Source organism: Mesoflavibacter sp. (assembly GCF_964226795.1).
Taxonomy (GTDB): Bacteria; Bacteroidota; Bacteroidia; order Flavobacteriales; family Flavobacteriaceae; genus Mesoflavibacter; species Mesoflavibacter zeaxanthinifaciens.
This window is the reverse complement of the sequence record NZ_CAXQQP010000016.1, coordinates 57,393-79,709: the sequence shown is the minus strand read 5'-3', so window position 1 is coordinate 79,709 and position 22,317 is coordinate 57,393. Positions and strand designations below refer to the sequence as shown.

Below are 22,317 nucleotides of genomic sequence, written 5' to 3'. Positions count from 1 at the left end.
ATGAAACACTTATTATATTTTAGCTTTAGTTTACTACTGTTTTGGTCTTGTAATTCAACTAAAAAAGACAATAAAGACCATTTAGTTTTTAGATATAATGAACACAAAAACATAGGCTCTTTAGATCCCGCATTTGCTAAAGACAATGCAGATATTTGGGCTATTAATCAACTATTTAATGGGTTGGTTGAAATGAATGACAGTCTAAAAGTCATACCAAGTATTGCAAAAAAATGGATGGTTTCTCCAGATGGTTTAACTTACAGATTTGTATTAAGAAATGATGTTTATTTTCATAAACATAAATTGTTTAAAAAAGACAGCACCAGAACTGTAAAAGCACAAGATTTTGAATATAGTTTTAACCGAATTTTAGATCCAAAAGTAGCCTCTTCCGGTCGTTGGGTTTTTAATAAAGTAGAAAGCTTTAAAGCTGAAAACGATAGTATTTTTACTATAAAACTAAAGCAACCTTTCCCTGCATTTTTAGGCTTACTAACCATGAAGTACTGCAGTGTAGTCCCTAAAGAAATTGTAGAATATTACGGCACCAACTTTAGATCCAACCCAATTGGTACTGGTCCATTTAAATTTAAACGTTGGGAAGAAAATATAAAGTTAGTTTTTAGAAAAAATAACAACTATTTTGAAACTGATGCTAAAGGCAACCAATTACCATATTTAGAAGCTGTAGCTATAACTTTTTTACCAGATAAACAAAGTGAATTTATGCAATTTGCACAAGGTAATCTTGATTTTTTAAATAGCTTAGATGCTTCTTATCAAGATGAAATTTTAACAACCAAAGGTGAACTTAGAGAGAAATACACCAAAACCGTAAATATCATAAAAGGTCCTTATTTAAATACGGAATATTTAGCCTTTTTTATGGATAGTGGAAAAGATGAAATCAACTCAAAAAATTTAAGATTAGCAATTAATTACGGTTTTGACAGAAAAAAAATGATAACCTATTTACGTAACGGTATTGGTATACCCGCAAATGGTGGATTTATCCCAAAAGGTTTACCAGGTTATAATAAAAATACTGGTTTTGAATATAACCCAGAAAAAGCAAAGCAACTTATTGAAAACTACAAAACAAAAACTGGCAATTTAAACCCAGAAATAACCATTACTACGACAAGTAATTACCTTAATTTTTGCGAGTATATACAAAGAGAATTGACAAAAATAGGACTTATTGTCAATGTAGATGTAATACCAGCTTCAACTTTAAAAGAAGGTAAAGCAAATGGTAAATTAGACTTATTTAGAGCAAGTTGGGTTGCAGATTATCCTGATGCCCAAAATTATTTATCATTGTTTTACAGTGAAAATTTTGCGCCAAACGGACCAAATTACACACACTTTAAAGATGAAACTTTTGACACTTGGTACACACAATCTTTTTTAGAATCTAATGTAGATGAACGTGCTAAGCTATATTCTAAAATGGATAGTTTAGTTTTAAAAGAAGCACCTATTGTACCTTTATATTATGATGAAGTGGTAAGATTTACACAAAAAAAAGTTTCAGGTATAGGTAATAATCCTATAAATTTATTGCAGTTGAAAAGGGTTAAAAAAGAACTTTAAATTCTGAATTTAGGCTTTTCTTCTTCTTTTTCTTCCTCTATTGATTTGCCAATATCTTCTATACTTTGAATTGGTTCTGGTTTATTTTGCTCGAAGTTTTTCTTTAATAAATAATGAAACAAGGCTACGGTACCAAGACCAAAAGGTATCGCGATCAAGGTCATTAACAAAGTATTTTCCCAATCTATATACCAACCAAAAACCTCGCTTAAAACACCAATAATAACACCACCTATTATTGATCCTGCATAATAGCTTATTACTCCTAAAACAGCATACAACCACTTGTTTTTATTATAAGCTTCAGCTAATTTGATAAAATGTTTTCCTATAAATATAATTAAAATTATCGTTAACATTAGTTTACTTTATTCATTAATTAAAACCGTCTCTTTTGTTATACCAAGCACTACAAGATATTGAAATAATCCGTAAAATAACATTACAGAATACTGATTAAGACCAAAGTTTTGATTGTAAAACGATTGTAATACCGATATAGAATCTGAAAACACACTACATACAACACCTGCAAAAACTAAATAAAAACTTAAACTATTTACCACATCATACCTTAGATAAGCAAATAAGAAGATTAACATAGATACAAAAAAGTAAAGTAAAACAGGTATAAAGAAGTCTCCTAAATTGTCAAAAATTAAAGAAGCAACAAAGACAATGTATATAAAAAGGATAGTTAGAAAAGGAAATAACCTTTTAATTTTAAAATCTTTTTGATTAACTATATAAAATAATAGTAAAATTAAGATTAAAAATGTCTTAGAAATATATCTAAAAGGGAAACGAAACTGAGAATTTTTAATAAAAGTATCAATTATAAACACCAAAAAGTATAGCAAAGTGAATAGCTTTACATCCTTAAATATTAGTTTCATAAACTTGGGGCAGTTTTAAGTATATCCAATATTAAAATACTTTTTTATTAAATGCAAAATTTTTAGATAATCTTAGTCTTTTCTATATTTTTTTGTGATTTCAAAAACATGTTCTAAAATAGCTTTGTCTTGTAATGTAAACTCTATATTTCTTCTAGACATTACTACTTCTGCTACTTCAAAAGCTTTCTTAGTTAAATATGTAGAAAACCCAGATGCTCCGCCCCAACTATAGCTTGGCACAAAATTTCTTGGGAAGCCACTTCCAAAAATATTAGCATTAACACCTACAACTGTTCCTGTGTTAAACATTGTATTTATGCCACATTTACTATGATCACCCATCATTAAACCACAAAACTGAAGTCCAGTTCTAGCAAAACGTTCGGTATCATAATCCCAAAGTCTTACTTCTGCGTAATTATTTTTTAAATTAGAATTATTACTATCTGCACCAAGATTACACCATTCGCCTAAAACAGAGTTACCCAAAAACCCATCATGTCCTTTATTAGAATATCCAAATAGTACACTGTTATTAACTTCTCCTCCTACCTTAGAAAATGGACCAATAGTAGTCGGACCGTAAATTTTAGCTCCTAATTTAATAGAAGCATTATCACACAATGCTAACGGACCTCTAATGATTGAGCCTTCCATAATTTCGGCATTTTTACCAATATAAATTGGTCCAGAACTAGCGTTTAGAGTTGTAAATTCAAGCTTAGCGCCTTCTTCTATAAATATATTTTCTGGTGCAATTACGTTATTACTTGATGGTATTGGTTGCGATGTACGGTCATTAGTCAATAAATCAAAATCTTGTTGTATTGCTTCTCCGTTTTTAGAAAAAATATCCCAAGTATGCTCTATTTTTAGTATATCGTTATCAAATTCTATCGCTTCAAACTTATCAAAATCAATATCCTCTTCGGCTTCTGTAGTAAAAAAAGCAATAACGTCTTCATCTTTAAAAATTGCTTGATTTTTTTCAAGACCAATTATTAATTCTATTAATTCTGGGTTTGGTAAATATGACGCATTAAGCATAATATTTTCTTCCATTTCTACCATGGGATATTTGTCCGACAAATAATCTTCGGTTACCGTTGTTGTGGTTGTTTTAAGATACTGTTCCCATTTTTCTCTAATGGTCAAAATACCTACGCGTATATCTGCAACTGGTCTTGTATATGTAAATGGTAGTAATTGGTTTCTTACTGGTCCGTCAAATAGAATATAATTCATTGTAACTTTTAGATTAAAATATAAAAATAGATTAATTAGCGGTAACAAAAAAGCCTTTCAAAAAATATTGAAAGGCTTTTAATATATGATTGCGTCTAAACTTATTTTTTAAATTTAGCGTATTTGTTTTTGAATTTATCGATACGTCCAGCTGTATCAATTAATTTAGTCTTACCAGTGTAAAAAGGGTGAGATGTTCTAGAAATTTCCATTTTAATTAATGGATACTCAACACCATCAACTTCTAAAGTTTCATTAGTATTTGCAGTAGATTTTGTTATAAAAACATCTTCATTAGACATGTCTTTAAATGCTACTAATCTATAATTTTCTGGATGTATACCTTTTTTCATCGCTTAATGCTTTTGTGTCTTTACTAAATTCGAGGTGCAAATTTAAGCATTTTTTACAAATCAACAACAAATTTATTAAAATTTTTTATTTCATTTTTTATGTAACAATTTGTTGTAAAATTATACTAACTTACAAATACTAACTTAAATCAAAATATTATGGAAAAAACTATTAAATCTATTGCATCTAATTATGGATTGTATTTAGGGCTTTTTATCGCTGTTGTATACGTTGTATCGTATGCTGTTAATCTTGAATTACTAACAAATCCATTTGTAGGAATAGCAATGCTTTTAGCTATTATTATTTTTGGTATTATATCTATAGTAAAATCTAAAAAGTCTCAAAATGGTTTTATATCATTTAAAGAAGCTTTTACATCTTACTTCATAACGGTATTAATTGGATTAATTGTAGCTAGTGTGGTAGCAATAGTTCTTTTCAATGTTATTGATCCTGATGCTGCTATAACTTTAAAGGAAAAAACTATTGAAGGAACTGCAGAGATGATGAGAAACTGGAACGCTCCAGAAGAATCAATTGTTGAAACCGTTGAAAAAATGCGCGAGCAACCAAACCAATTTAGTATTGGTAGCGTATTACAGTCTTTAGTTATCCAACTTGTTATATTTAGTATAATTGGTTTAATAGCTGCATTAATCATGAAAAAATCTGATGATAACGCATAATAATTCTATATTTGAAATAATTTTCAAGTTGAATTATGGATATATCAGTAGTCATACCACTACTTAACGAACAAGAATCTTTAACAGAGTTACACCATTGGATTTCATCAGTCATGAAATCCAATGGTTTTTCTTATGAAATTCTTTTTATAGACGATGGTAGCACAGACCAATCCTGGCAAACCATTTGCTCTTTAAAAGAGCAAGATAAAAATGTAAAAGGAATTAGATTTTTAAAAAACTTTGGTAAATCTCAAGCATTACATGCAGGCTTTGCCCAAGCTAAAGGTGATGTAATAATCACTATGGATGCAGATTTACAAGACAATCCAGAAGAAATACCAGAACTTTACAACTTAATTACTAAACAAAAATTTGACCTTGTTTCTGGTTGGAAAAAGAAACGTTTTGATAATAAATTTACCAAAAACCTACCTTCTAAGCTTTTTAATTGGGCTGCAAGAAAAACATCTGGTGTTAAATTAAATGACTTTAATTGCGGACTAAAAGCCTACAATAAAAACGTAGTAAAAAATATAGATGTTAATGGCGAGATGCACCGTTACATACCTGTACTTGCTAAAAATGCTGGCTTTACCAAAATTGGTGAAAAAGTCGTACAACATCAAGCCAGAAAATATGGCGAAACAAAATTTGGTATGGATCGTTTTATTAACGGTTTTTTAGACTTAATAACCATTTGGTTTATATCTAGATTTGGAAAAAGACCTATGCACTTATTTGGTGCTTTAGGTGTTATTATGTTTATTGTTGGTTTTGGTTTTGCTGTATATTTAGGTATTGATAAGCTATTTTTTAATCCAACAGGAAGATTAATTACACAACGACCTCAATTTTACATTTCACTTACAACAATGATTTTAGGATCTCAGTTTTTTATAGCTGGTTTTTTAGGAGAAATTATTTTACGTCAAAACGCAAACAAAAAACGCTATTTAATTAAAGAATCTTTAAATTTAAAAGAGTAAAAACTTTAGCATTTTGTAAATGCTTACTTTTGTATATAATTTATTTACGTTATGAGATATATTGACCCAGAACTTTTAGAACGTGTCAACACTTGGTTAACGCCAACTTTCGATAAAAAAACACAAGATTACATAAAAGATTTAATCGCTTTAAAACCAGAAGAATTAAAGGAAAGTTTTTATAAAAATTTAGAATTTGGTACAGGTGGTATGCGCGGCGTTATGGGTATTGGTACAAATCGTATCAACAAATATACACTTGGAAAAAATACACAAGGCTTAAGCAATTATTTACATAAAAGTTTTCCTAATCAAGACTTAAAAGTAGCTATTGCTTTTGATTGTAGACATAATAGTAAAACACTAGCAAAAGTAGTTGCAGATGTGTTTTCGGCAAATAATATTAAAGTGTTTTTATTTGAAGATTTGCGTCCTACACCAGAGCTTTCTTTCACTTTAAAACATCTAAATTGTCATTGTGGAATTGTACTTACCGCATCACACAACCCGCCAGAATATAACGGTTACAAAGTATATTGGCAAGATGGAGGACAATTAGTTCCGCCACAAGATGCCGAAATTATTCAAGAAATAAATAACCTTGAATATTCAGAAATTAACTTTGAAGCAAAAGAAGAAAATATTCAATACATAGGTCAAGATGTAGATGATGTATTTTTAAACGCATCTGTTAAAAACGGAAGTTTTAACACAAGTCAAGACGCAAAAGATAACTTAAATATTGTATTTACATCTTTACACGGTACATCTATAACAACCATTCCTGAAACGTTAAAACGTGCTGGATATAAAAATGTACATATTGTTGAAGAACAACGCGAACCAAACGGTGACTTTCCTACGGTAGTTTCGCCTAACCCAGAAGAGCCTGAAGCTTTAAAAATGGCTTTAGAATTAGCAGAAAAAGTTAATGCAGACATTGTTATTGGGACAGATCCTGATAGTGATAGATTAGGTATTGCAGTAAGAGATCTTGATAATAAAATGACGCTTTTAAACGGAAATCAAACCATGGTTTTAATGACAGATTTTCTTTTAAAACAATGGAAAAACAATAACAAAATTAACAACAACCAATTTATTGGCAGTACAATTGTATCTACACCAATGATGTCTGTTTTAGGACAAGCTTATAATGTAGAATGCAAAGTCGGACTAACTGGTTTTAAATGGATTGCTAAGATGATTAAAGACTTTCCGGACTTAGACTTTATTGGTGGTGGCGAAGAAAGTTTTGGATTTATGGTTGGCGACTTTGTAAGAGACAAAGATGCTGTTACCTCTTCCCTTCTAGCGATTGAAATTGCAGCACAAGCCAAAGCAAAAAATAGTAGTTTTTACAAAGAACTTATAAATCTGTATCTAGAACACGGTTTTTATAAAGAACGACTTATATCAATGACCAAAAAAGGAATTGAAGGCGCGCAACAAATTAAACAAATGATGATTGACGCTAGAGAAAATCCTTTAACAGAAGTTAACGGGTCTAAAGTTATACGTATTGAAGACTATCAATTATCAGAAGCTAAAAACCTAACTAACAACACTACAGAAACGATAGAAATCCCAAAATCTAACGTACTAATTTATTACACAGAAGATGGTAGTAAAATAGCATTAAGACCAAGTGGTACCGAGCCTAAAATTAAATTTTACATTAGTGTAAATACTACTTTAGACAATGTGTCAGACTTCACTATAACGGAACAAAAATTGGAAGCAAAAATAGACGCTATCATAAATGATATGCAACTTAATTAAATGGATAAAAGCCTAAAAAAAATAATTCCCTACGCAAAAGCTTATAAAAAAAACATAGTATCTAACGTAATATTCAATGTTCTTTTTGCTCTCTTTAGTTCGTTATCATTTGTAGCATTAATACCAATGATGCAAGTTTTATTTGACGAGACTAAAACAAACATCAAAAAACCTGTATATACTTCGTTTTTAGAAATTACAAGTTATGGTAAGGAATTGCTGTACTATTACATTTCTGAATTAACAGAACAAAAAGGTCCTCAATTTGCATTATTACTAGTTATATCTATAGTTATTATTACTTTTTTATTAAAAAACCTGTTTAACTATTTAGCTGCATATAACCTTACATATTTTAAAAATGGAGTTTTAAAAGACTTAAGAATAAAAATGTTTGATAAAATTCTATCATTACCTATTTCTTATTATTCAGAAAAAAGAAAAGGAGACGTAATGGCTAGAATGCTTGGTGATATAGGAGAGTTACAAAACTCATTTTTCCTCATTTTCGAACTTATAGTAAGAGAACCTTTAACCATCATATTTACAATTGCTATAATGCTTAAAATAAGTGTTAAGCTAACACTATTTGTTTTTATTTTTATTCCTATATCTGGATTTATTATATCCAAAATAGGCAAAAGTTTAAAATCTAAATCCACAAGAGCTCAGAAGGAATCTGGATTTTTTATTTCTTTAGTTGAAGAAAGTCTAAGTGGACTTAAAGTAATACAAAGCTACAACGCTCAATCAAAGGTTAAATCTACTTTTTTCGATTCTATTAATAGAATTTTTAAATTAAGAGTTTCTATAGGTAATAAAAACAATTTAGCTTCACCTTTAAGTGAGTTTTTAGGTATCTTAACTATTGGCGCACTACTTTGGTATGGAGGTAGAATGGTTTTAATAGAAAAACTACCTAATGGTCAACCAGTACTTTTAGCATCAGAGTTTTTAGCTTACATGGGATTAGCCTATAATATTTTAACTCCTGCAAAAGCAATATCTAAAGCCTCTTACGCTGTAAAAAATGGATTAGCAGCAGCAGATCGAGTTTTTGAACTTATCGACCAAGAAGATAATTTTTACAAATCTAAAAACCCTGTAGATTTAAATGATCTAAATAATGCTATAGAAGTTAATAATATTGACTTTTCTTATAACAATAAAGATCTTGTTCTTAAAAACTTTAATTTAAAAGTAGAAAAAGGAAAAACAGTAGCGTTAGTTGGTCAATCTGGAAGCGGTAAAAGTACTATAGCAAATTTACTTACTCGTTTTTATGATATAAATAAAGGAGAAATTTTAATAGATAATACCAATATTAAAGAAGTCAAATTAGACGCTTTAAGACACCTAATTGGATTAGTTACACAAGATTCCGTATTATTTAATGACTCTATAAAAAATAATATATTATTAGGTAAAGCAGATGCAACCGATGCAGAAGTAATTGATGCATTAAAAGTTGCAAATGCTTGGGAATTTGTAAACGACCTACCAGAAGGAATAGAAACTAATGTTGGTGATGCTGGTAACAAGCTTTCTGGCGGACAAAAACAACGTTTAAGTATTGCAAGAGCTGTACTTAAAAACCCACCTATTATGATTCTTGACGAAGCTACTTCTGCACTAGACACAGAAAGCGAAAAGCTAGTACAAGAAGCTTTAGAAAACATGATGAAAAACAGAACATCTATAGTCATAGCACATAGATTATCTACAATACAAAATGCAGATAACATTGTAGTTATGCAAAGAGGCGAAATTGTAGAACAAGGAACACATCAAGAGTTGTTAGCAAAAAATGGTATGTACAAAAGGTTAGTAGAAATGCAAAGCTTTGACTAACAAAACTCTAAATAAACAAAAAGGATAAACAAATGTTTATCCTTTTTTTATTCATTGTTAAATTTGGAGACGACTAATAGCATTTAAAATATTAAAAAAAATACTGTATCGATTAGTCCATACTAAAAACAACTAATCTTTAGTTAAAAAAATCTAAATTCTGTCAAGCAATTAAACCATGTAAATAAAATATAGTCTAACAAATTATATGATAATAGACGAAAACCAATTAATAGCACAATTACAATCGCAAGATCAAAAAAATCATGCGTTTAAAAAGCTTATTTCGCTTTATAAAGAGCGTTTATATTGGCATATTAGACATATAGTAAAATCCCATGACGATGCAGACGATGTCTTACAAAACACGTTTATCAAAGTTTTTAAAAACATAGATAACTTTAAAGGAGAAAGTAAATTATATTCTTGGTTATACAGAATTGCAACTAATGAAGCCTTAACACTCCTTAAAAAAAACGCAAAAAGACTAAATATAAATAATGAAGAAACTAATAGTCTAGCAATTAAAAATTTGGAAAGTGACGTATATTTTGAAGGAGAAGAAATTCAATTACAATTACAAAAAGCAATAGCTACGCTACCAGAAAAACAACAATTAGTATTTAACATGAAATACTTTCAAGATTTAAAATACAGCGAAATATCTGAAATTTTAGAAACTAGCGAAGGCGCTTTAAAAGCATCATACCACATTGCCGTAAAAAAAATAGAAACCTACTTAACTCAAGATTAAACCTTTATTAAAAAAAAGCGTCTAAATATTGAAATGAAAAAAGAAAACTTAAATAACATCAAACAATCTGGTTTTAAAACACCAAATAACTATTTTAATACTATTGAAGACCAAATTATGTCTCAAATTAGTTTAGAAGAAATTGGCAAAGATTCTGGATTTAAAACACCAGACAATTATTTTGATACTATTGAGGATAATATTTTAAGCAAAACTAAAGAGACTAAAATAATTAAATTATTCAACAAAAAAACTATAATTACAGTAGCCAGTATTGCAGCAATGTTTGTTTTATTTTTTAATTTAAATCCTTTTAAAACACAAGTCACTTTTGACAACCTAGATACAAATACTGTTGAAACCTATATTTTAAATGAAGTTGAACTTAATGATATTAGCAACCTAATTGAAACCGATCAATTATCACAAACAGATTTTATTGACTATAACGGTATTTCTATAGACAACTATTTAGACGACATAGATTTAGAAGATTTTTTAGACGAATAAAAACTTAACACATGAAAAATAAAATATTTACTATAATCTTATTATTTGTTTCTATAAGCACTTTTGCTCAATTAGAAAAAGAAAAAGGTTACACAAAAAAAATAAGTGAGAAATTAAAAGCACTAAAAGTTGCCCATATTACAGAGCAACTTGACTTAACAAAAAAAGAAGCCGAAAACTTTTGGCCAATATATAATGCACACGAAGAAGAAAAACATAAATATTTTCAATCTTCAATAAAGAAAAGAAAAGATTTAGATATAGAAAAACTTACCGAATCAGAATCTGAAGCGTTACTTAAAGAAATGCAAGCAAATGAAGAAGCTAAAGTAAAAAATGAAAAAGCTTTTATTGATAAACTTACTAAAGTAATAAGCTACAAGAAAATTGTAAAGTTAATGCATGCAGAACGCACCTTTAAACGTAAGATGATTGAAGAGTTTAGAGGTAGACATCGAGAAGCACGAAAAGACTAAACATAAAAAAGCAGCCAAATGGCTGCTTTTTTTATTTAAAACTTAATTTACTAATACGACCATTTCCTGCTGCATAAGCAGTACTATCGTTTAAAAATCTTAATGTATAATAACCTTCATCGCTTAGATGTTTCCAGGTTTGTCCTGCATCTGCACTGTAATCTATACCTTTAAAACCTATCGCGACTAATTGTTGTGCATTGCTGTTTGGAACATATTGCACACAACTACGGTAACCTGGTCCACTTCCATCTGCAACAACTTGCCATGTTTTTCCGCCATCATTAGTCACTATTTTATTCTTTTGGTTAGCATCTGCATCTGTATAATCGCCACCAATTGCAAAACCATGGTTTTCATCATAAAAATCTATACTATACATTCCGGTAGTTTCTTTTCCTTGTATAATTGGCGTATCAAAAACATCCCAAGTTTTTCCTTTATCTGCCGAAAACAATATTCGGCTAGATTTTCCTCCTGTTGCTACCCAAGTCTTATCGCCTACTAAAGCAATGTTGGTATCACTTGCTGCAAATGCTGCTTCACCTTCATTAGCTTTTGGTAAATCTTCACAAGACAATTTAGTCCAAGTGTCTCCTCCATCTCTGGTAATAATTATACTCATACAGTCATCAGTAGGATCACCAATGGCGATACCTTCTTGGTCATTCCAAAATTCCATAGAATCATAAAAAGCTTTTGGGTGATTTTCTTGGTAGACCAAATCTATTGCTCCTTCAGAATCTATTCGATATAGCAATGCTGGATTACCAATACTTAATGCAAAACCTAAATTATTTACTAAAGCTAAAGATCTAAAATTTAATTTTGAATTAGTACTATCTATAAAAGTTGGATACACTACTTTATTAATTTCATTATTATCATATTCATTATCTCTTGTTAGTATTCCTCCAAGATTACCTGTTGAAGTCAAAAAGCCAAAGGATTTATTAGTATCGAAATATTCCAAAGCTCTAACATTCAAAGTAGAATCTTCAATTAAAGTTTCAATTTCAACTGAAGTAAAATTTTTAACTTCCTTTTCAGTACGACTTTCTTCTTTTAAAGATTTACAACTAAAGACAATTAGTAGAGACATGAAGGCTATAATAAACTGAAGGAATAATTTCATCGTTAATAATTTTCAATAAAAATAGAAAAGCAAATTGAAATATTTAACAAAGTCATTCAAAATCCACATATAAACCTTAACTTTGTCTGCTTTTAAATTTTAAAATATGCGCTTACACAGAAACTTATGTTTTGCAACCGTAGACGGTTTACTTCAAATATTTAACGAAGGTCAATACGCAGACAAAGTAGTACAACAACTTTTAAAAAGAGACAAACGTTGGGGAAGTCGTGATCGTGCTTTTGTAGCCGAAACCACTTACGACATCGTACGTTGGAAGCGTTTATATGCTGAAATTGCTAACGTAAAAGAACCTTTTAGTAGAGATGATATCTGGCGTATGTTTGCGGTTTGGGCAACTTTAAAAGGAATTAAATTACCAGATTGGAAGTATTTTGAAAACACACCAACACGAAAAATTAAAGGACGTTTTGACGAGCTTTCTAAAATTAGAAAAATTAAAGAGTCTATTCCAGATTGGATCGACAACATTGCTGTAAAAGAACTTGGAGAAGCCAAATGGACTAAAGAAATCCAAGCCCTTAACGAGCAAGCAGATGTAATTTTAAGAGTAAACACCTTAAAAACGACTAAAGAAAAGCTTCAAAATATTCTTTTTGACTTAGATATAGACACCGAAACTTTAAAAGATTATCCAGACGCATTACGTTTAAAAGAACGTGCTAATGTGTTTTCAACCGAAGCTTTTAAAGATGGATTGTTTGAAGTTCAAGATGCATCATCTCAATTAGTGGCAGACTTTTTGCAAGTAGAACCAGGTATGCGTGTAGTAGATACTTGTGCTGGTGCTGGCGGTAAAACATTACACCTAGCTTCTATTATGCAAAATAAAGGACAAATAATTGCTTTAGATATTTATGCAAATAAGTTGAAAGAATTAAAGCGTCGTGCAAAGCGTAATGGCGCGCATAATATTGAACCTAGACATATAGACTCTACCAAAGTCATTAAAAAATTACATGACCAAGCAGACCGTGTTTTAATTGATGCACCTTGTTCTGGTTTAGGCGTTTTAAGAAGAAATCCTGATGCTAAATGGAAATTAGAGCCAGAATTTTTAGACCGAATTAAAAACACGCAAGCCGAAATTTTAAGTTCGTATTCTAAAATGGTAAAATCTGGCGGACAATTAGTTTATGCTACATGTTCTATTTTACCATCAGAAAATCAAGAGCAGGTAGATAAATTCTTAGCTTCAGAAGAAGGAAAGAATTTTACATTTGTAAAAGATAAAAAAATATTGGCTCATGAGTCTGGATTTGACGGATTTTACATGGCTTTATTAAAAAGAAAATAAATTATTCTCCCAAAATTAAAACTAAATGAAACAAATTTACATTTTAATAGCCTTATTAATTACATCTTTTGGCTTTGCTCAAGTTCCTGCAGGATATTACAGTACAGCAACAGGTACTGGTTATACCTTAAAAACACAATTAAAAGTTATCATAACAAATGGTCATACCTGGAATAGTAATAGTTATGATAATCTATATCAAGAATACGCATTAACAGATACCGATAACTATTATGAAAACGATGGCTCTGTATTAGATATTTATACAGAAAAACCATCACAAACAGATACTTATAATTATAATCATTCTGTTTCAGACCAATGTGGTGGATCATACAACGCAGAAGGACAATGCTATAATAGAGAACATTTATTTCCTCAAGGATTTTTTAATAATTCAGAAAACCTTCCAATGGTATCAGATATCCATCACGTAATACCTACAGATGGTTTTGTAAATAATGGACGTAGTAATTACCCATTTGGTGTAGTAACAAGTACTAATACATCTTACAGTAATGGTTCTAAATGGGGAACAGGAAATAATTATGGTTACACAGGAAGGTGTTTTGAACCTATAGACGAATTTAAAGGTTATGTTGCACGTGCAATGTTATATTTTGCAGTAAGATACGAAGACAATTGGGACGACTCAGGTTGGGATCCACATACAGTTCAATACAATCCATTAAACGGAACAAGTGATCAATTTTATGAAACTTGGTTTATTAACACTATGTTAGATTGGCATAATACATATCCTCCTTCTCAATTTGAAATAGACCGAAATGATGCTGCTTATCTATCACAAGGTAATCGTAACCCATTTGTAGACAATCCAGCTTATGCTAATTTAATTTGGAATCCTTCAACAGACACTACAGCGCCAACTACTCCAACAAATTTACTAGCATCCAATGCTACTGCATCTACAATAGATTTAACTTGGACGGCTTCAACAGACGATGTTGCTGTAGCAAGTTATGATATTTTTGTAGATGGCTCTTTCTATACAAACACCTCAACAGCTGTAACTAATTTTACTGTTACAGGATTAACTTCAGAAACTAACTACTGCTTTACAATTTATGCTTTAGATGCAGCAGGAAATACTTCAAATGTAAGTAATCAAGATTGTGAAATGACAACAAATGTTCCAGCAGGTATAAACGAGTTATTCTTTTCTGAGTACATAGAAGGTAGCGGTAATAATAAAGCTTTAGAGATTGCTAATTATACAAACTCAACTGTACAATTAGCAAATTACACTTTAAGATTAGGCTCAAACGGTAATAGCTTTGGAAGTGATGTTTCTTTTCCTTCAGGTGCTTCAATTGCTGCTGGAGATGTTTACGTAATTGTAAACAGCGGACTATCTTTAGGTTGCGAATCTGAAGCAGATTACACCAATAATACAATCACAGGATTTAATGGTAATGACGCTATTGGTTTATTTAAAAACGGAACTTTAATTGATATTATAGGAGAAGAAGGTAACTCTTCTACTTTTGCTCAAAACACTACTTTAGTTAGAAAGTCTACTATTACTAATCCTACAACTTCTTTTAGTTTGTCAGAATGGGATAGTTATCTTCAAGACACTTGTGATAGTTTGGGGCAACCTACATTATCAACTTCAAATTTTGAAAAATCAACATTCAAAATCTACCCTAACCCAATTAAAGGAAACACTTTAAACGCAGACGTAAAATCAACAACTAGCTATCAAATCTATGATATTTTAGGTAAGAAAATTTTAAGCGGAACGGTAACTACAAACAACAAAAAAATTAATGTATCTAGTCTTAAAAAAGGAATTTACATCCTAAAACTAGAAACTAGTAATGGTAGTATTACAAAAAAATTAATTAGAGAATAAGTTATCAAACTTGTTAATAAAAAAAGCGACACCAAGATGTCGCTTTTTTTATGGTTAATAACCACGTGAATAACTAAAAAAAAATGACAACTTTTTAATAAAATAATCTAACTAAAAGATGTAAATTTGATGCTTTAAAAACAACACAAAACTCCTGAAATAATGATTCATTTCTTCGGAAACCAAAACAGTAAAGTATTTGCTGTTCAAGCAACAAAAGAATTATCTACTGAAACTATCAATAAATTAACGTGGTTATTTGGCAACCAGCCTAAAATAGAACAAGCATCCTTAGATGCTTTTTTTGTTGGTCCACGTGCAGCAATGATTACTCCATGGAGTACCAACGCAGTAGAAATCACCCAAAATATGGGCATTGATGGCATCATTAGAATTGAAGAATTTGAATCTTGCACACAAGATTTTAAGGATTATGATCCTATGATTTCAGAGAAATTTAATGGTTTAAATCAAGATAGTTTTACTATAAACATTCAACCAGAAGCCATTAAAAACATAGAAGATATAACTGCTTACAACGCTCAAGAAGGTTTAGCCTTAAGTGATGAAGAAGTTGAGTATTTAGAAGGCGTTTCAAAAAAAATAGGAAGACCATTAACAGACTCTGAAGTGTTTGGTTTTTCTCAAGTAAATAGTGAGCATTGTCGTCATAAAATTTTCAATGGTACTTTTGTAATCGATGGTGAAGAAAAGCCTACATCTCTTTTCAAATTAATTAAAAAGACTTCAGAAACTAATCCAAACGATATCGTTTCTGCTTATAAAGATAACGTGGCTTTTATAAAAGGTCCAGTAGTTGAACAATTTGCTCCAAAACGTGCAGATGTTCCGGATTTTTATCAAACTAAAGATTATGAATCTGTTATTTCGCTTAAAGCAGAAACACACAACTTCCCTACTACTGTCGAGCCTTTTAATGGTGCTGCAACAGGATCTGGTGGAGAAATTAGAGACAGACTTGCTGGAGGAAAAGGTTCTTTACCTTTAGCCGGAACAGCGGTTTACATGACTTCATATTCTAGATTAGAAGACAATCGTCCGTGGGAAAAAGCGTTTCCAGAACGCAAATGGTTATACCAAACACCAATGGATATTTTAATAAAAGCCAGTAATGGTGCTTCAGATTTTGGAAATAAATTTGGACAACCTTTAATTTGCGGATCTGTTTTAACTTTTGAACATAAAGAAGATGCTAAAGCTTTAGGTTTTGATAAGGTGATTATGCAAGCTGGCGGAATTGGTTACGGTAAAGCAGATCAAGCGTTAAAAAACACTCCAAAAAATGGTGATAAAATTGTAATTCTTGGTGGAGAGAATTACCGTATCGGAATGGGTGGAGCTGCAGTTTCTTCTGCAGATACAGGTGAGTTTTCTTCAGGAATAGAGCTAAACGCTGTACAACGTTCTAACCCAGAAATGCAAAAACGTGCGGCTAATGCTGTACGCGGAATGGTAGAAAGTGACGAGAATTTTATAGTTTCTATTCACGATCATGGTGCTGGTGGACATTTAAATTGTTTAAGCGAATTAGTTGAAGACACCGGTGGAAAAATTGACTTAGATGCCTTACCTGTTGGTGATCCAACACTTTCTGCTAAAGAAATTATTGGTAACGAATCTCAAGAACGAATGGGATTAGTTATTGCCGAAAAACACATCGAAACCTTAAACAAAATTGCCGAGCGTGAACGCGCACCAATGTACACCGTTGGTGATGTAACTAACGATAACCGCTTTACTTTCCAGTCTAAAACTAATGGTGACAAACCAATGGATTTAGCTTTAGAAGATATGTTTGGAAGCTCGCCAAAAACTATAATGACTGATAAAACTGTAGCTTCTAATTACAGTAAAATCGCTTACGATAAAGACAAAATCTACGATTATTTAGATCAAGTGTTACAGTTAGAAGCTGTAGCTTGTAAAGATTGGCTTACCAATAAAGTAGACCGTTGTGTTGGTGGTAAAGTTGCTAAACAACAATGTGCAGGACCATTACAATTACCATTAAACAATGTTGGTGTAATGGCATTAGACTTTAAAGGTAAAGAAGGTATAGCAACATCAATAGGTCACTCGCCTATTTCAGGATTAATTAATCCAGTTGCTGGAAGCCGCAATAGTATTACCGAAGCTTTAACTAATATTGTTTGGGCACCATTAAAAGATGGTTTACAATCGGTGTCTTTATCTGCAAACTGGATGTGGCCTTGTAAAAATGAAGGTGAAGACGCTAGATTATATGAAGCTGTTCAAGCAATTTCAGATTTTGCTATAGACTTAGGCATAAATGTTCCTACAGGAAAAGATTCATTATCAATGAAGCAAAAATATCCTGACCAAGAGGTTATTTCTCCTGGTACAGTTATTATTTCTGCTGCAGCAAATTGTAATAATATCACTAATGTTATTGAGCCTGTTTTAAGAAGAAATGGCGGAGATATATACTATATCAACTTATCACAAGATCAATTTAAATTAGGCGGAAGTAGTTTTGCTCAAATCTTAAATAAAGTTGGTAATGAAGCACCAAACGTTAAAGATGCTGGTTATGTAAAAACGGTATTTAACACGATTCAACAATTAATAAAAGACCAAAAAATTGTTGCTGGTCATGATGTTGCTTCTGGTGGATTAATAACCACCTTATTAGAAATGTGCTTTGCAGATATCAATTTAGGTGCTGAGCTTGATCTTTCTGCTTTAAATGAAAAAGACACGGTAAAGTTATTATTTGCTGAAAATTCAGGAATAGTTTTCCAAGCTTCCGATAATTCAATAGAAACAGTTTTAAATGATGCTAATATTGAGTTTTTCAACATAGGAAAACCAACTACAAGCGATGTATTAAGTATTATAAATAATGATGAAGTTTATACAATGACAGTTTCTAGACTAAGAGACATGTGGTACAAAACTTCATATTTATTAGATCAAAAGCAAACAGCTAACGGATTAGCAAAAACACGTTTTGAAAACTACGCAAAACAACCGCTAAACTATTATTTTCCAAAACATTTTACTGGCGAATTAAGTTTTTACAACAAAAACCAATCTTCAGATAGACCAAAAGCTGCTATTTTAAGAGAAAAAGGAAGTAACTCTGAACGCGAAATGGCTAACGCTATGTATTTAGCTGGTTTTGATGTAAAAGATGTGCATATGACCGATTTAATTTCTGGTCGCGAAACACTTGAAGATATTCAGTTTTTAGGTGCAGTTGGAGGTTTTTCTAATAGTGATGTTTTAGGCTCTGCAAAAGGTTGGGCTGGAGCAATTAAATATAACGACAAAGCTAACAAAGCTATTAAAAACTTCTTTGAAAGAGAAGATACACTTTCTGTAGGTATATGTAATGGTTGTCAATTATTTATGGAGTTAGAACTGATAAATCCAGAGCATGAAAATCATGGGAAAATGGTACATAATAACTCTCATAAACACGAAAGTTCTTTCACTTCTGTAGTTGTACAAAAAAACAATTCGGTGATGCTGTCAACACTAGCAGGAAGTACTTTAGGTGTTTGGATAAGTCATGGTGAAGGTAAATTTAACCTTCCAAAAGATGAAAACAATTATGATATTGTTGCTAAATATGCTTATAATGATTACCCATCAAATCCTAACGGGTCTGATTACAATACAGCAATGTTATGCGATAAAACCGGAAGACATTTAGTAACAATGCCACATATAGAGCGTTCTATTTTCCCTTGGAATTGGGCTAATTATCCAGAAAACAGAAAAGATGAAGTTTCCCCTTGGATAGAAGCTTTTGTAAAAGCTAGAAAATGGATAGAAAACAAAAAAAATTAAAAACCGTATAATATTTCAATCTTTTTTTATTACATTTCACTCACTTAAAAGTGTGTAAAGTATTATAAATGAAGTTTGAAAGAATTTATTGCCATAGGCCTAACAAGCTTATTGGCTCTTTTGTTGAAGTACAAATTGAAGAAAATGACTTTCCTTACGTAGTAGATTTATTGCCTACAGCTCAAAGTCATATTATCTATTTCTTCTCTGACGTAAAACATGAAGTTAAAATTAATAACAAGTCCTTTTTTAACAAAGGACTTGTTATATCTGGTCAATCTTACCGATCCTATCAGTTTATACCTAAAAAACCTGTTAGAGTTTTTGTTGCTAATTTTAGCGCAACCACACTACACAAGGTATTAGGAAAACAAATGTCTTCTATAACAGATTCTCATATTCCATTATCAGAGTTTTGTAATGAATTTTATGAACAAATAAATCCGTTGTTTAATCCTGATAAAACAGCTAAAGAAATTGCTTTAGACTTTGAAAGTTTAATGTATGACTTGCCCAAAATTGATAATAAGAATGTTAATTATGTTGATATTGCTGTAGATTTGATTCATCAAAAAAAAGGGAGAATTACTGTAGATGAACTTTTAGAATTTCTTACTATATCACAAAAAAATCTAGAGATTCAATTTAAAAAAATAGTTGGCTTAACACCTTTAAAATATATTAAACTCTATAGGTTTTGGCATTTAATGAAAGCTTACGAGAGTAATAAAATTGATTTTAATCAAGCCTTAGAATTTTATAATTATTATGATTTATCTCATTTTAATCGTGACTTTAAGCTTTTTATGAAAATAAAACCTTCAGAATACGTCAAAAGAGATAATTCTTTAATAAGAAAATATTTAACAATTTAATTTTTACGATATTTTACATCCCGTTTCATTATAAATTCAATACTTTAGCTATCAAATGGTACTATTTGTTTAATTTAAATGAAAGTTAAGGGATTCATTTAAAAATAGTTAGTTATTAAATAAATATATTAAAAGTATCATTTTAAGCTATCAATCAGTTAGCAAGGAGCTGTTTAATTACAGCTCCTTTTTTGGCAAAAAAATGAAAGCTTTATTTAAATTTTAATAATTTTTGTTAACCTTAAATCATTTTTTCATAATTTGCATTCCCCTTAATTCATTTAAATATAATGATTGAAGTAACCCGACTTTTCGATTTTCCTTATTACCAACTTGAAAAACACAACCTAGAAGCTGCTTTAGTTACCAAAAAAAATGGTACATGGGAAGCAACTTCAACCAAAGAATATATAGATAAAGCTAATGCTTTAAGTAGAGCTTTATTAAGATTAGGTGTAAATAAAAACGATAAAATTGCAGTAATTTCTTCTACAAACAGAACAGAATGGAATATTGTAGATATTGGCGTATTACAACTTGGTGCGCAAAATATTCCTATATATCCGACCATATCTGCAGAAGATTACGAGTATGTTTTAAATCATAGCGAATCTATATACTGCTTTGTTTCAGATAAAGAAGTATTAGAAAAAATAAACAAAGTTAAAGACAAAACTAAGCTTAAAGAAGTTTACTCTTTTGATCATATTGAAGGCTGTAAACACTATTCAGAACTTTTTGATTTAGGAAAAGATGATAGTAATCAAGCAGAAGTTGAAGCTAGAAAAGATGCAGTAACACCTGATGATTTAGCTACAATAATATACACTTCTGGTACAACAGGTAAGCCTAAAGGTGTTATGCTAAGTCATAATAACATTACTAGTAACGTATTAGATAGTATACCACGATTACCAATTTCTACTGGTCAAACAAAAGTATTAAGCTTTTTACCAATTTGCCATGTATTTGAACGTGTATTAATTTACATTTATCAATATGCAGGAACAAGTATTTATTTTGCAGAAGCAATAGATAAAATTGCAGAAAACGCTCAGGATATTAAACCAAATTTAATGAGTGTTGTACCTAGATTGTTAGAAAAAGTATATGACAAAATCTATGCAAAAGGAACAGAATTAAGCGGTATAAAAAGCAGACTTTTCCATTGGGCTATAGAATTAGGAGAACAATGGGAACCTTACGGTAAAAATGGTGCTTGGTACGAGTTTAAACTAAAAATAGCTAATAAATTAATCTTTAGTAAATGGCGAGCTGCTTTAGGTGGCGAGTTAACTACTATGGTATCTGGTAGCGCAGCTTTATCACCAAGATTAACACGCATATTTTGTGCTGCAGGCATGAAGGTTATGGAAGGATATGGATTAACAGAAACATCTCCTGTTATTTCTGTAGGCATGTACAGAGAAAATCATTTTAAGGTTGGTACCGTTGGTAAACCGATAAGAAATGTAGATGTAAAAATAGCAGAAGATGGCGAAATCCTAATTAAAGGACCAAACGTGATGAAAGGTTACTACAAAGATCCAGAAAAAACGGCTAGTGTAATGACAGGAGACTATTTTCATACAGGAGATAAGGGTGAAATTGATCCTGATGGTTTCTTAAAAATTACGGGGCGTAAAAAAGAAATGTTTAAAACCTCTGGAGGAAAATATGTCATTCCTACCCTTTTAGAAAACGACTTAAAACAGTCAAGATTTATAGAACAAGCAATGGTTGTTGGGGAAGGCGAAAAAATGCCAGCAGCTATTATTCAACCTAATTTTGAATTTTTAAGAGATTGGATTGATAGAAAACATAATCATATAGGTAAATCAGATAAAGAAATTGCAACATCACAAATAGTTATAGACCGTATCCAAAAAGAAATAGACAACTGCAATAAAAGTTTCGGAAAATGGGAACAAATTAAACGATTTGAACTTACACAAGATGTTTGGTCTGTAGATGGTGGACAATTAACACCAACCATGAAAATGAAACGAGACGTCATTAAAAATATTTATAAAGATCTTTATGATAAAATTTATAATTAATCATTTTTTAATACAAAATAAGAAGCCATCTAAAATTTAGATGGCTTTTTTTGTTAATATCATAA

The 22,317-nt window shown here is 30.7% G+C and carries 18 protein-coding genes; 13 read left to right on the top strand and 5 right to left on the bottom strand.

Translation table 11 applies throughout. The features are described from left to right. Positions 1-1,599: an ABC transporter substrate-binding protein gene (locus ACEQT4_RS12775; protein ID WP_370228193.1), complete on the top strand. Its 1,599-nt coding sequence runs from the start codon at positions 1-3 to the stop codon at positions 1,597-1,599. Here the strand turns inward: ACEQT4_RS12775 and ACEQT4_RS12770 are convergent. The 4 genes from ACEQT4_RS12770 to ACEQT4_RS12755 all read right to left on the bottom strand — a co-directional run bounded on the left by ACEQT4_RS12770 (position 1,596) and on the right by ACEQT4_RS12755 (position 4,096). Next, complete coding sequence (locus ACEQT4_RS12770) at positions 1,596-1,958, bottom strand: hypothetical protein (protein ID WP_370228191.1); 363 nt, start codon at positions 1,956-1,958, stop codon at positions 1,596-1,598. The two genes, ACEQT4_RS12775 and ACEQT4_RS12770, sit on opposite strands and share 4 nt — an antisense overlap. Before the next feature lie 9 nt (positions 1,959-1,967). Then, the gene (locus ACEQT4_RS12765; protein WP_370228189.1) at positions 1,968-2,495 is read right to left on the bottom strand and encodes a lysoplasmalogenase family protein; all 528 of its coding nucleotides are present in this window, start codon (positions 2,493-2,495) and stop codon (positions 1,968-1,970) included. 72 nt (positions 2,496-2,567) lie between these two features. Then, on the bottom strand, positions 2,568-3,743 hold the full coding sequence (locus ACEQT4_RS12760) for a GlmU family protein (RefSeq protein WP_370228187.1): 1,176 nt from the start codon (positions 3,741-3,743) through the stop codon (positions 2,568-2,570). Between the two features lie 101 nt (positions 3,744-3,844). Beyond that, positions 3,845-4,096, bottom strand: coding sequence for a type B 50S ribosomal protein L31 (locus tag ACEQT4_RS12755; RefSeq protein ID WP_027878633.1), 252 nt, complete (start codon positions 4,094-4,096; stop codon positions 3,845-3,847). 159 nt (positions 4,097-4,255) lie between these two features. Here ACEQT4_RS12755 and ACEQT4_RS12750 point away from each other — a divergent pair, with 159 nt between their 5' ends. From ACEQT4_RS12750 to ACEQT4_RS12720, 7 genes are all read left to right on the top strand, one after another. After that, complete coding sequence (locus tag ACEQT4_RS12750) at positions 4,256-4,786, top strand: DUF4199 domain-containing protein (protein WP_106676922.1); 531 nt, start codon at positions 4,256-4,258, stop codon at positions 4,784-4,786. A gap of 35 nt (positions 4,787-4,821) precedes the next feature. Then, positions 4,822-5,775, top strand: a complete 954-nt coding sequence (locus ACEQT4_RS12745; RefSeq protein WP_370228184.1) for a glycosyltransferase family 2 protein — start codon at positions 4,822-4,824, stop codon at positions 5,773-5,775. 51 nt (positions 5,776-5,826) lie between these two features. Next, positions 5,827-7,557 (top strand): phospho-sugar mutase, encoded by a 1,731-nt coding sequence (locus ACEQT4_RS12740; RefSeq protein ID WP_370228182.1) that lies wholly within the window; start codon positions 5,827-5,829, stop codon positions 7,555-7,557. Further along, a complete protein-coding gene (locus ACEQT4_RS12735) occupies positions 7,558-9,408 on the top strand; it encodes an ABC transporter ATP-binding protein (protein WP_106676928.1) in 1,851 nt (616 codons plus the stop codon). A gap of 208 nt (positions 9,409-9,616) precedes the next feature. Beyond that, positions 9,617-10,162, top strand: coding sequence for an RNA polymerase sigma factor (locus tag ACEQT4_RS12730; RefSeq protein WP_370228180.1), 546 nt, complete (start codon positions 9,617-9,619; stop codon positions 10,160-10,162). Between the two features lie 33 nt (positions 10,163-10,195). After that, positions 10,196-10,672 (top strand): hypothetical protein, encoded by a 477-nt coding sequence (locus tag ACEQT4_RS12725; protein ID WP_370228178.1) that lies wholly within the window; start codon positions 10,196-10,198, stop codon positions 10,670-10,672. 11 nt (positions 10,673-10,683) lie between these two features. Continuing rightward, a complete protein-coding gene (locus ACEQT4_RS12720; RefSeq protein WP_027878626.1) occupies positions 10,684-11,148 on the top strand; it encodes a hypothetical protein in 465 nt (154 codons plus the stop codon). A gap of 31 nt (positions 11,149-11,179) precedes the next feature. On the opposite strand, the gene ACEQT4_RS12715 is transcribed toward ACEQT4_RS12720, so the two are convergent. Continuing rightward, positions 11,180-12,283: a WD40/YVTN/BNR-like repeat-containing protein gene (locus tag ACEQT4_RS12715; RefSeq protein ID WP_370228176.1), complete on the bottom strand. Its 1,104-nt coding sequence runs from the start codon at positions 12,281-12,283 to the stop codon at positions 11,180-11,182. Between the two features lie 106 nt (positions 12,284-12,389). Between ACEQT4_RS12715 and ACEQT4_RS12710 the strand changes: the two genes are divergently transcribed. The 5 genes from ACEQT4_RS12710 (at position 12,390) to ACEQT4_RS12690 (ending at position 22,252) form a co-directional block, all read left to right on the top strand. After that, positions 12,390-13,601, top strand: a complete 1,212-nt coding sequence (locus ACEQT4_RS12710) for an RsmB/NOP family class I SAM-dependent RNA methyltransferase (protein WP_370228174.1) — start codon at positions 12,390-12,392, stop codon at positions 13,599-13,601. 25 nt (positions 13,602-13,626) lie between these two features. After that, positions 13,627-15,480 (top strand): endonuclease, encoded by a 1,854-nt coding sequence (locus ACEQT4_RS12705; RefSeq protein WP_370228172.1) that lies wholly within the window; start codon positions 13,627-13,629, stop codon positions 15,478-15,480. A 162-nt stretch (positions 15,481-15,642) separates the two neighbouring features. Next, positions 15,643-19,317: a phosphoribosylformylglycinamidine synthase gene (purL, locus tag ACEQT4_RS12700; protein ID WP_370228170.1), complete on the top strand. Its 3,675-nt coding sequence runs from the start codon at positions 15,643-15,645 to the stop codon at positions 19,315-19,317. 68 nt (positions 19,318-19,385) lie between these two features. Beyond that, positions 19,386-20,192: an AraC family transcriptional regulator gene (locus tag ACEQT4_RS12695; RefSeq protein WP_027878621.1), complete on the top strand. Its 807-nt coding sequence runs from the start codon at positions 19,386-19,388 to the stop codon at positions 20,190-20,192. A 290-nt stretch (positions 20,193-20,482) separates the two neighbouring features. Next, positions 20,483-22,252 (top strand): long-chain fatty acid--CoA ligase, encoded by a 1,770-nt coding sequence (locus ACEQT4_RS12690; RefSeq protein ID WP_370228167.1) that lies wholly within the window; start codon positions 20,483-20,485, stop codon positions 22,250-22,252. Positions 22,253-22,317 lie beyond the last annotated feature (65 nt).

What these genes read in the sequence shown, in the direction of transcription:
- ACEQT4_RS12775 (WP_370228193.1), top strand. Translation starts at nt 1, where the DNA reads ATGAAACACTTATTATATTTTAGCTTTAGTTTACTACTGTTTTGGTCT.
- ACEQT4_RS12770 (WP_370228191.1), bottom strand. Translation starts at nt 1,958, where the DNA reads ATGTTAACGATAATTTTAATTATATTTATAGGAAAACATTTTATCAAA.
- ACEQT4_RS12765 (WP_370228189.1), bottom strand. Translation starts at nt 2,495, where the DNA reads ATGAAACTAATATTTAAGGATGTAAAGCTATTCACTTTGCTATACTTT.
- ACEQT4_RS12760 (WP_370228187.1), bottom strand. Translation starts at nt 3,743, where the DNA reads ATGAATTATATTCTATTTGACGGACCAGTAAGAAACCAATTACTACCA.
- ACEQT4_RS12755 (WP_027878633.1), bottom strand. Translation starts at nt 4,096, where the DNA reads ATGAAAAAAGGTATACATCCAGAAAATTATAGATTAGTAGCATTTAAA.
- ACEQT4_RS12750 (WP_106676922.1), top strand. Translation starts at nt 4,256, where the DNA reads ATGGAAAAAACTATTAAATCTATTGCATCTAATTATGGATTGTATTTA.
- ACEQT4_RS12745 (WP_370228184.1), top strand. Translation starts at nt 4,822, where the DNA reads ATGGATATATCAGTAGTCATACCACTACTTAACGAACAAGAATCTTTA.
- ACEQT4_RS12740 (WP_370228182.1), top strand. Translation starts at nt 5,827, where the DNA reads ATGAGATATATTGACCCAGAACTTTTAGAACGTGTCAACACTTGGTTA.
- ACEQT4_RS12735 (WP_106676928.1), top strand. Translation starts at nt 7,558, where the DNA reads ATGGATAAAAGCCTAAAAAAAATAATTCCCTACGCAAAAGCTTATAAA.
- ACEQT4_RS12730 (WP_370228180.1), top strand. Translation starts at nt 9,617, where the DNA reads ATGATAATAGACGAAAACCAATTAATAGCACAATTACAATCGCAAGAT.
- ACEQT4_RS12725 (WP_370228178.1), top strand. Translation starts at nt 10,196, where the DNA reads ATGAAAAAAGAAAACTTAAATAACATCAAACAATCTGGTTTTAAAACA.
- ACEQT4_RS12720 (WP_027878626.1), top strand. Translation starts at nt 10,684, where the DNA reads ATGAAAAATAAAATATTTACTATAATCTTATTATTTGTTTCTATAAGC.
- ACEQT4_RS12715 (WP_370228176.1), bottom strand. Translation starts at nt 12,283, where the DNA reads ATGAAATTATTCCTTCAGTTTATTATAGCCTTCATGTCTCTACTAATT.
- ACEQT4_RS12710 (WP_370228174.1), top strand. Translation starts at nt 12,390, where the DNA reads ATGCGCTTACACAGAAACTTATGTTTTGCAACCGTAGACGGTTTACTT.
- ACEQT4_RS12705 (WP_370228172.1), top strand. Translation starts at nt 13,627, where the DNA reads ATGAAACAAATTTACATTTTAATAGCCTTATTAATTACATCTTTTGGC.
- purL (WP_370228170.1), top strand. Translation starts at nt 15,643, where the DNA reads ATGATTCATTTCTTCGGAAACCAAAACAGTAAAGTATTTGCTGTTCAA.
- ACEQT4_RS12695 (WP_027878621.1), top strand. Translation starts at nt 19,386, where the DNA reads ATGAAGTTTGAAAGAATTTATTGCCATAGGCCTAACAAGCTTATTGGC.
- ACEQT4_RS12690 (WP_370228167.1), top strand. Translation starts at nt 20,483, where the DNA reads ATGATTGAAGTAACCCGACTTTTCGATTTTCCTTATTACCAACTTGAA.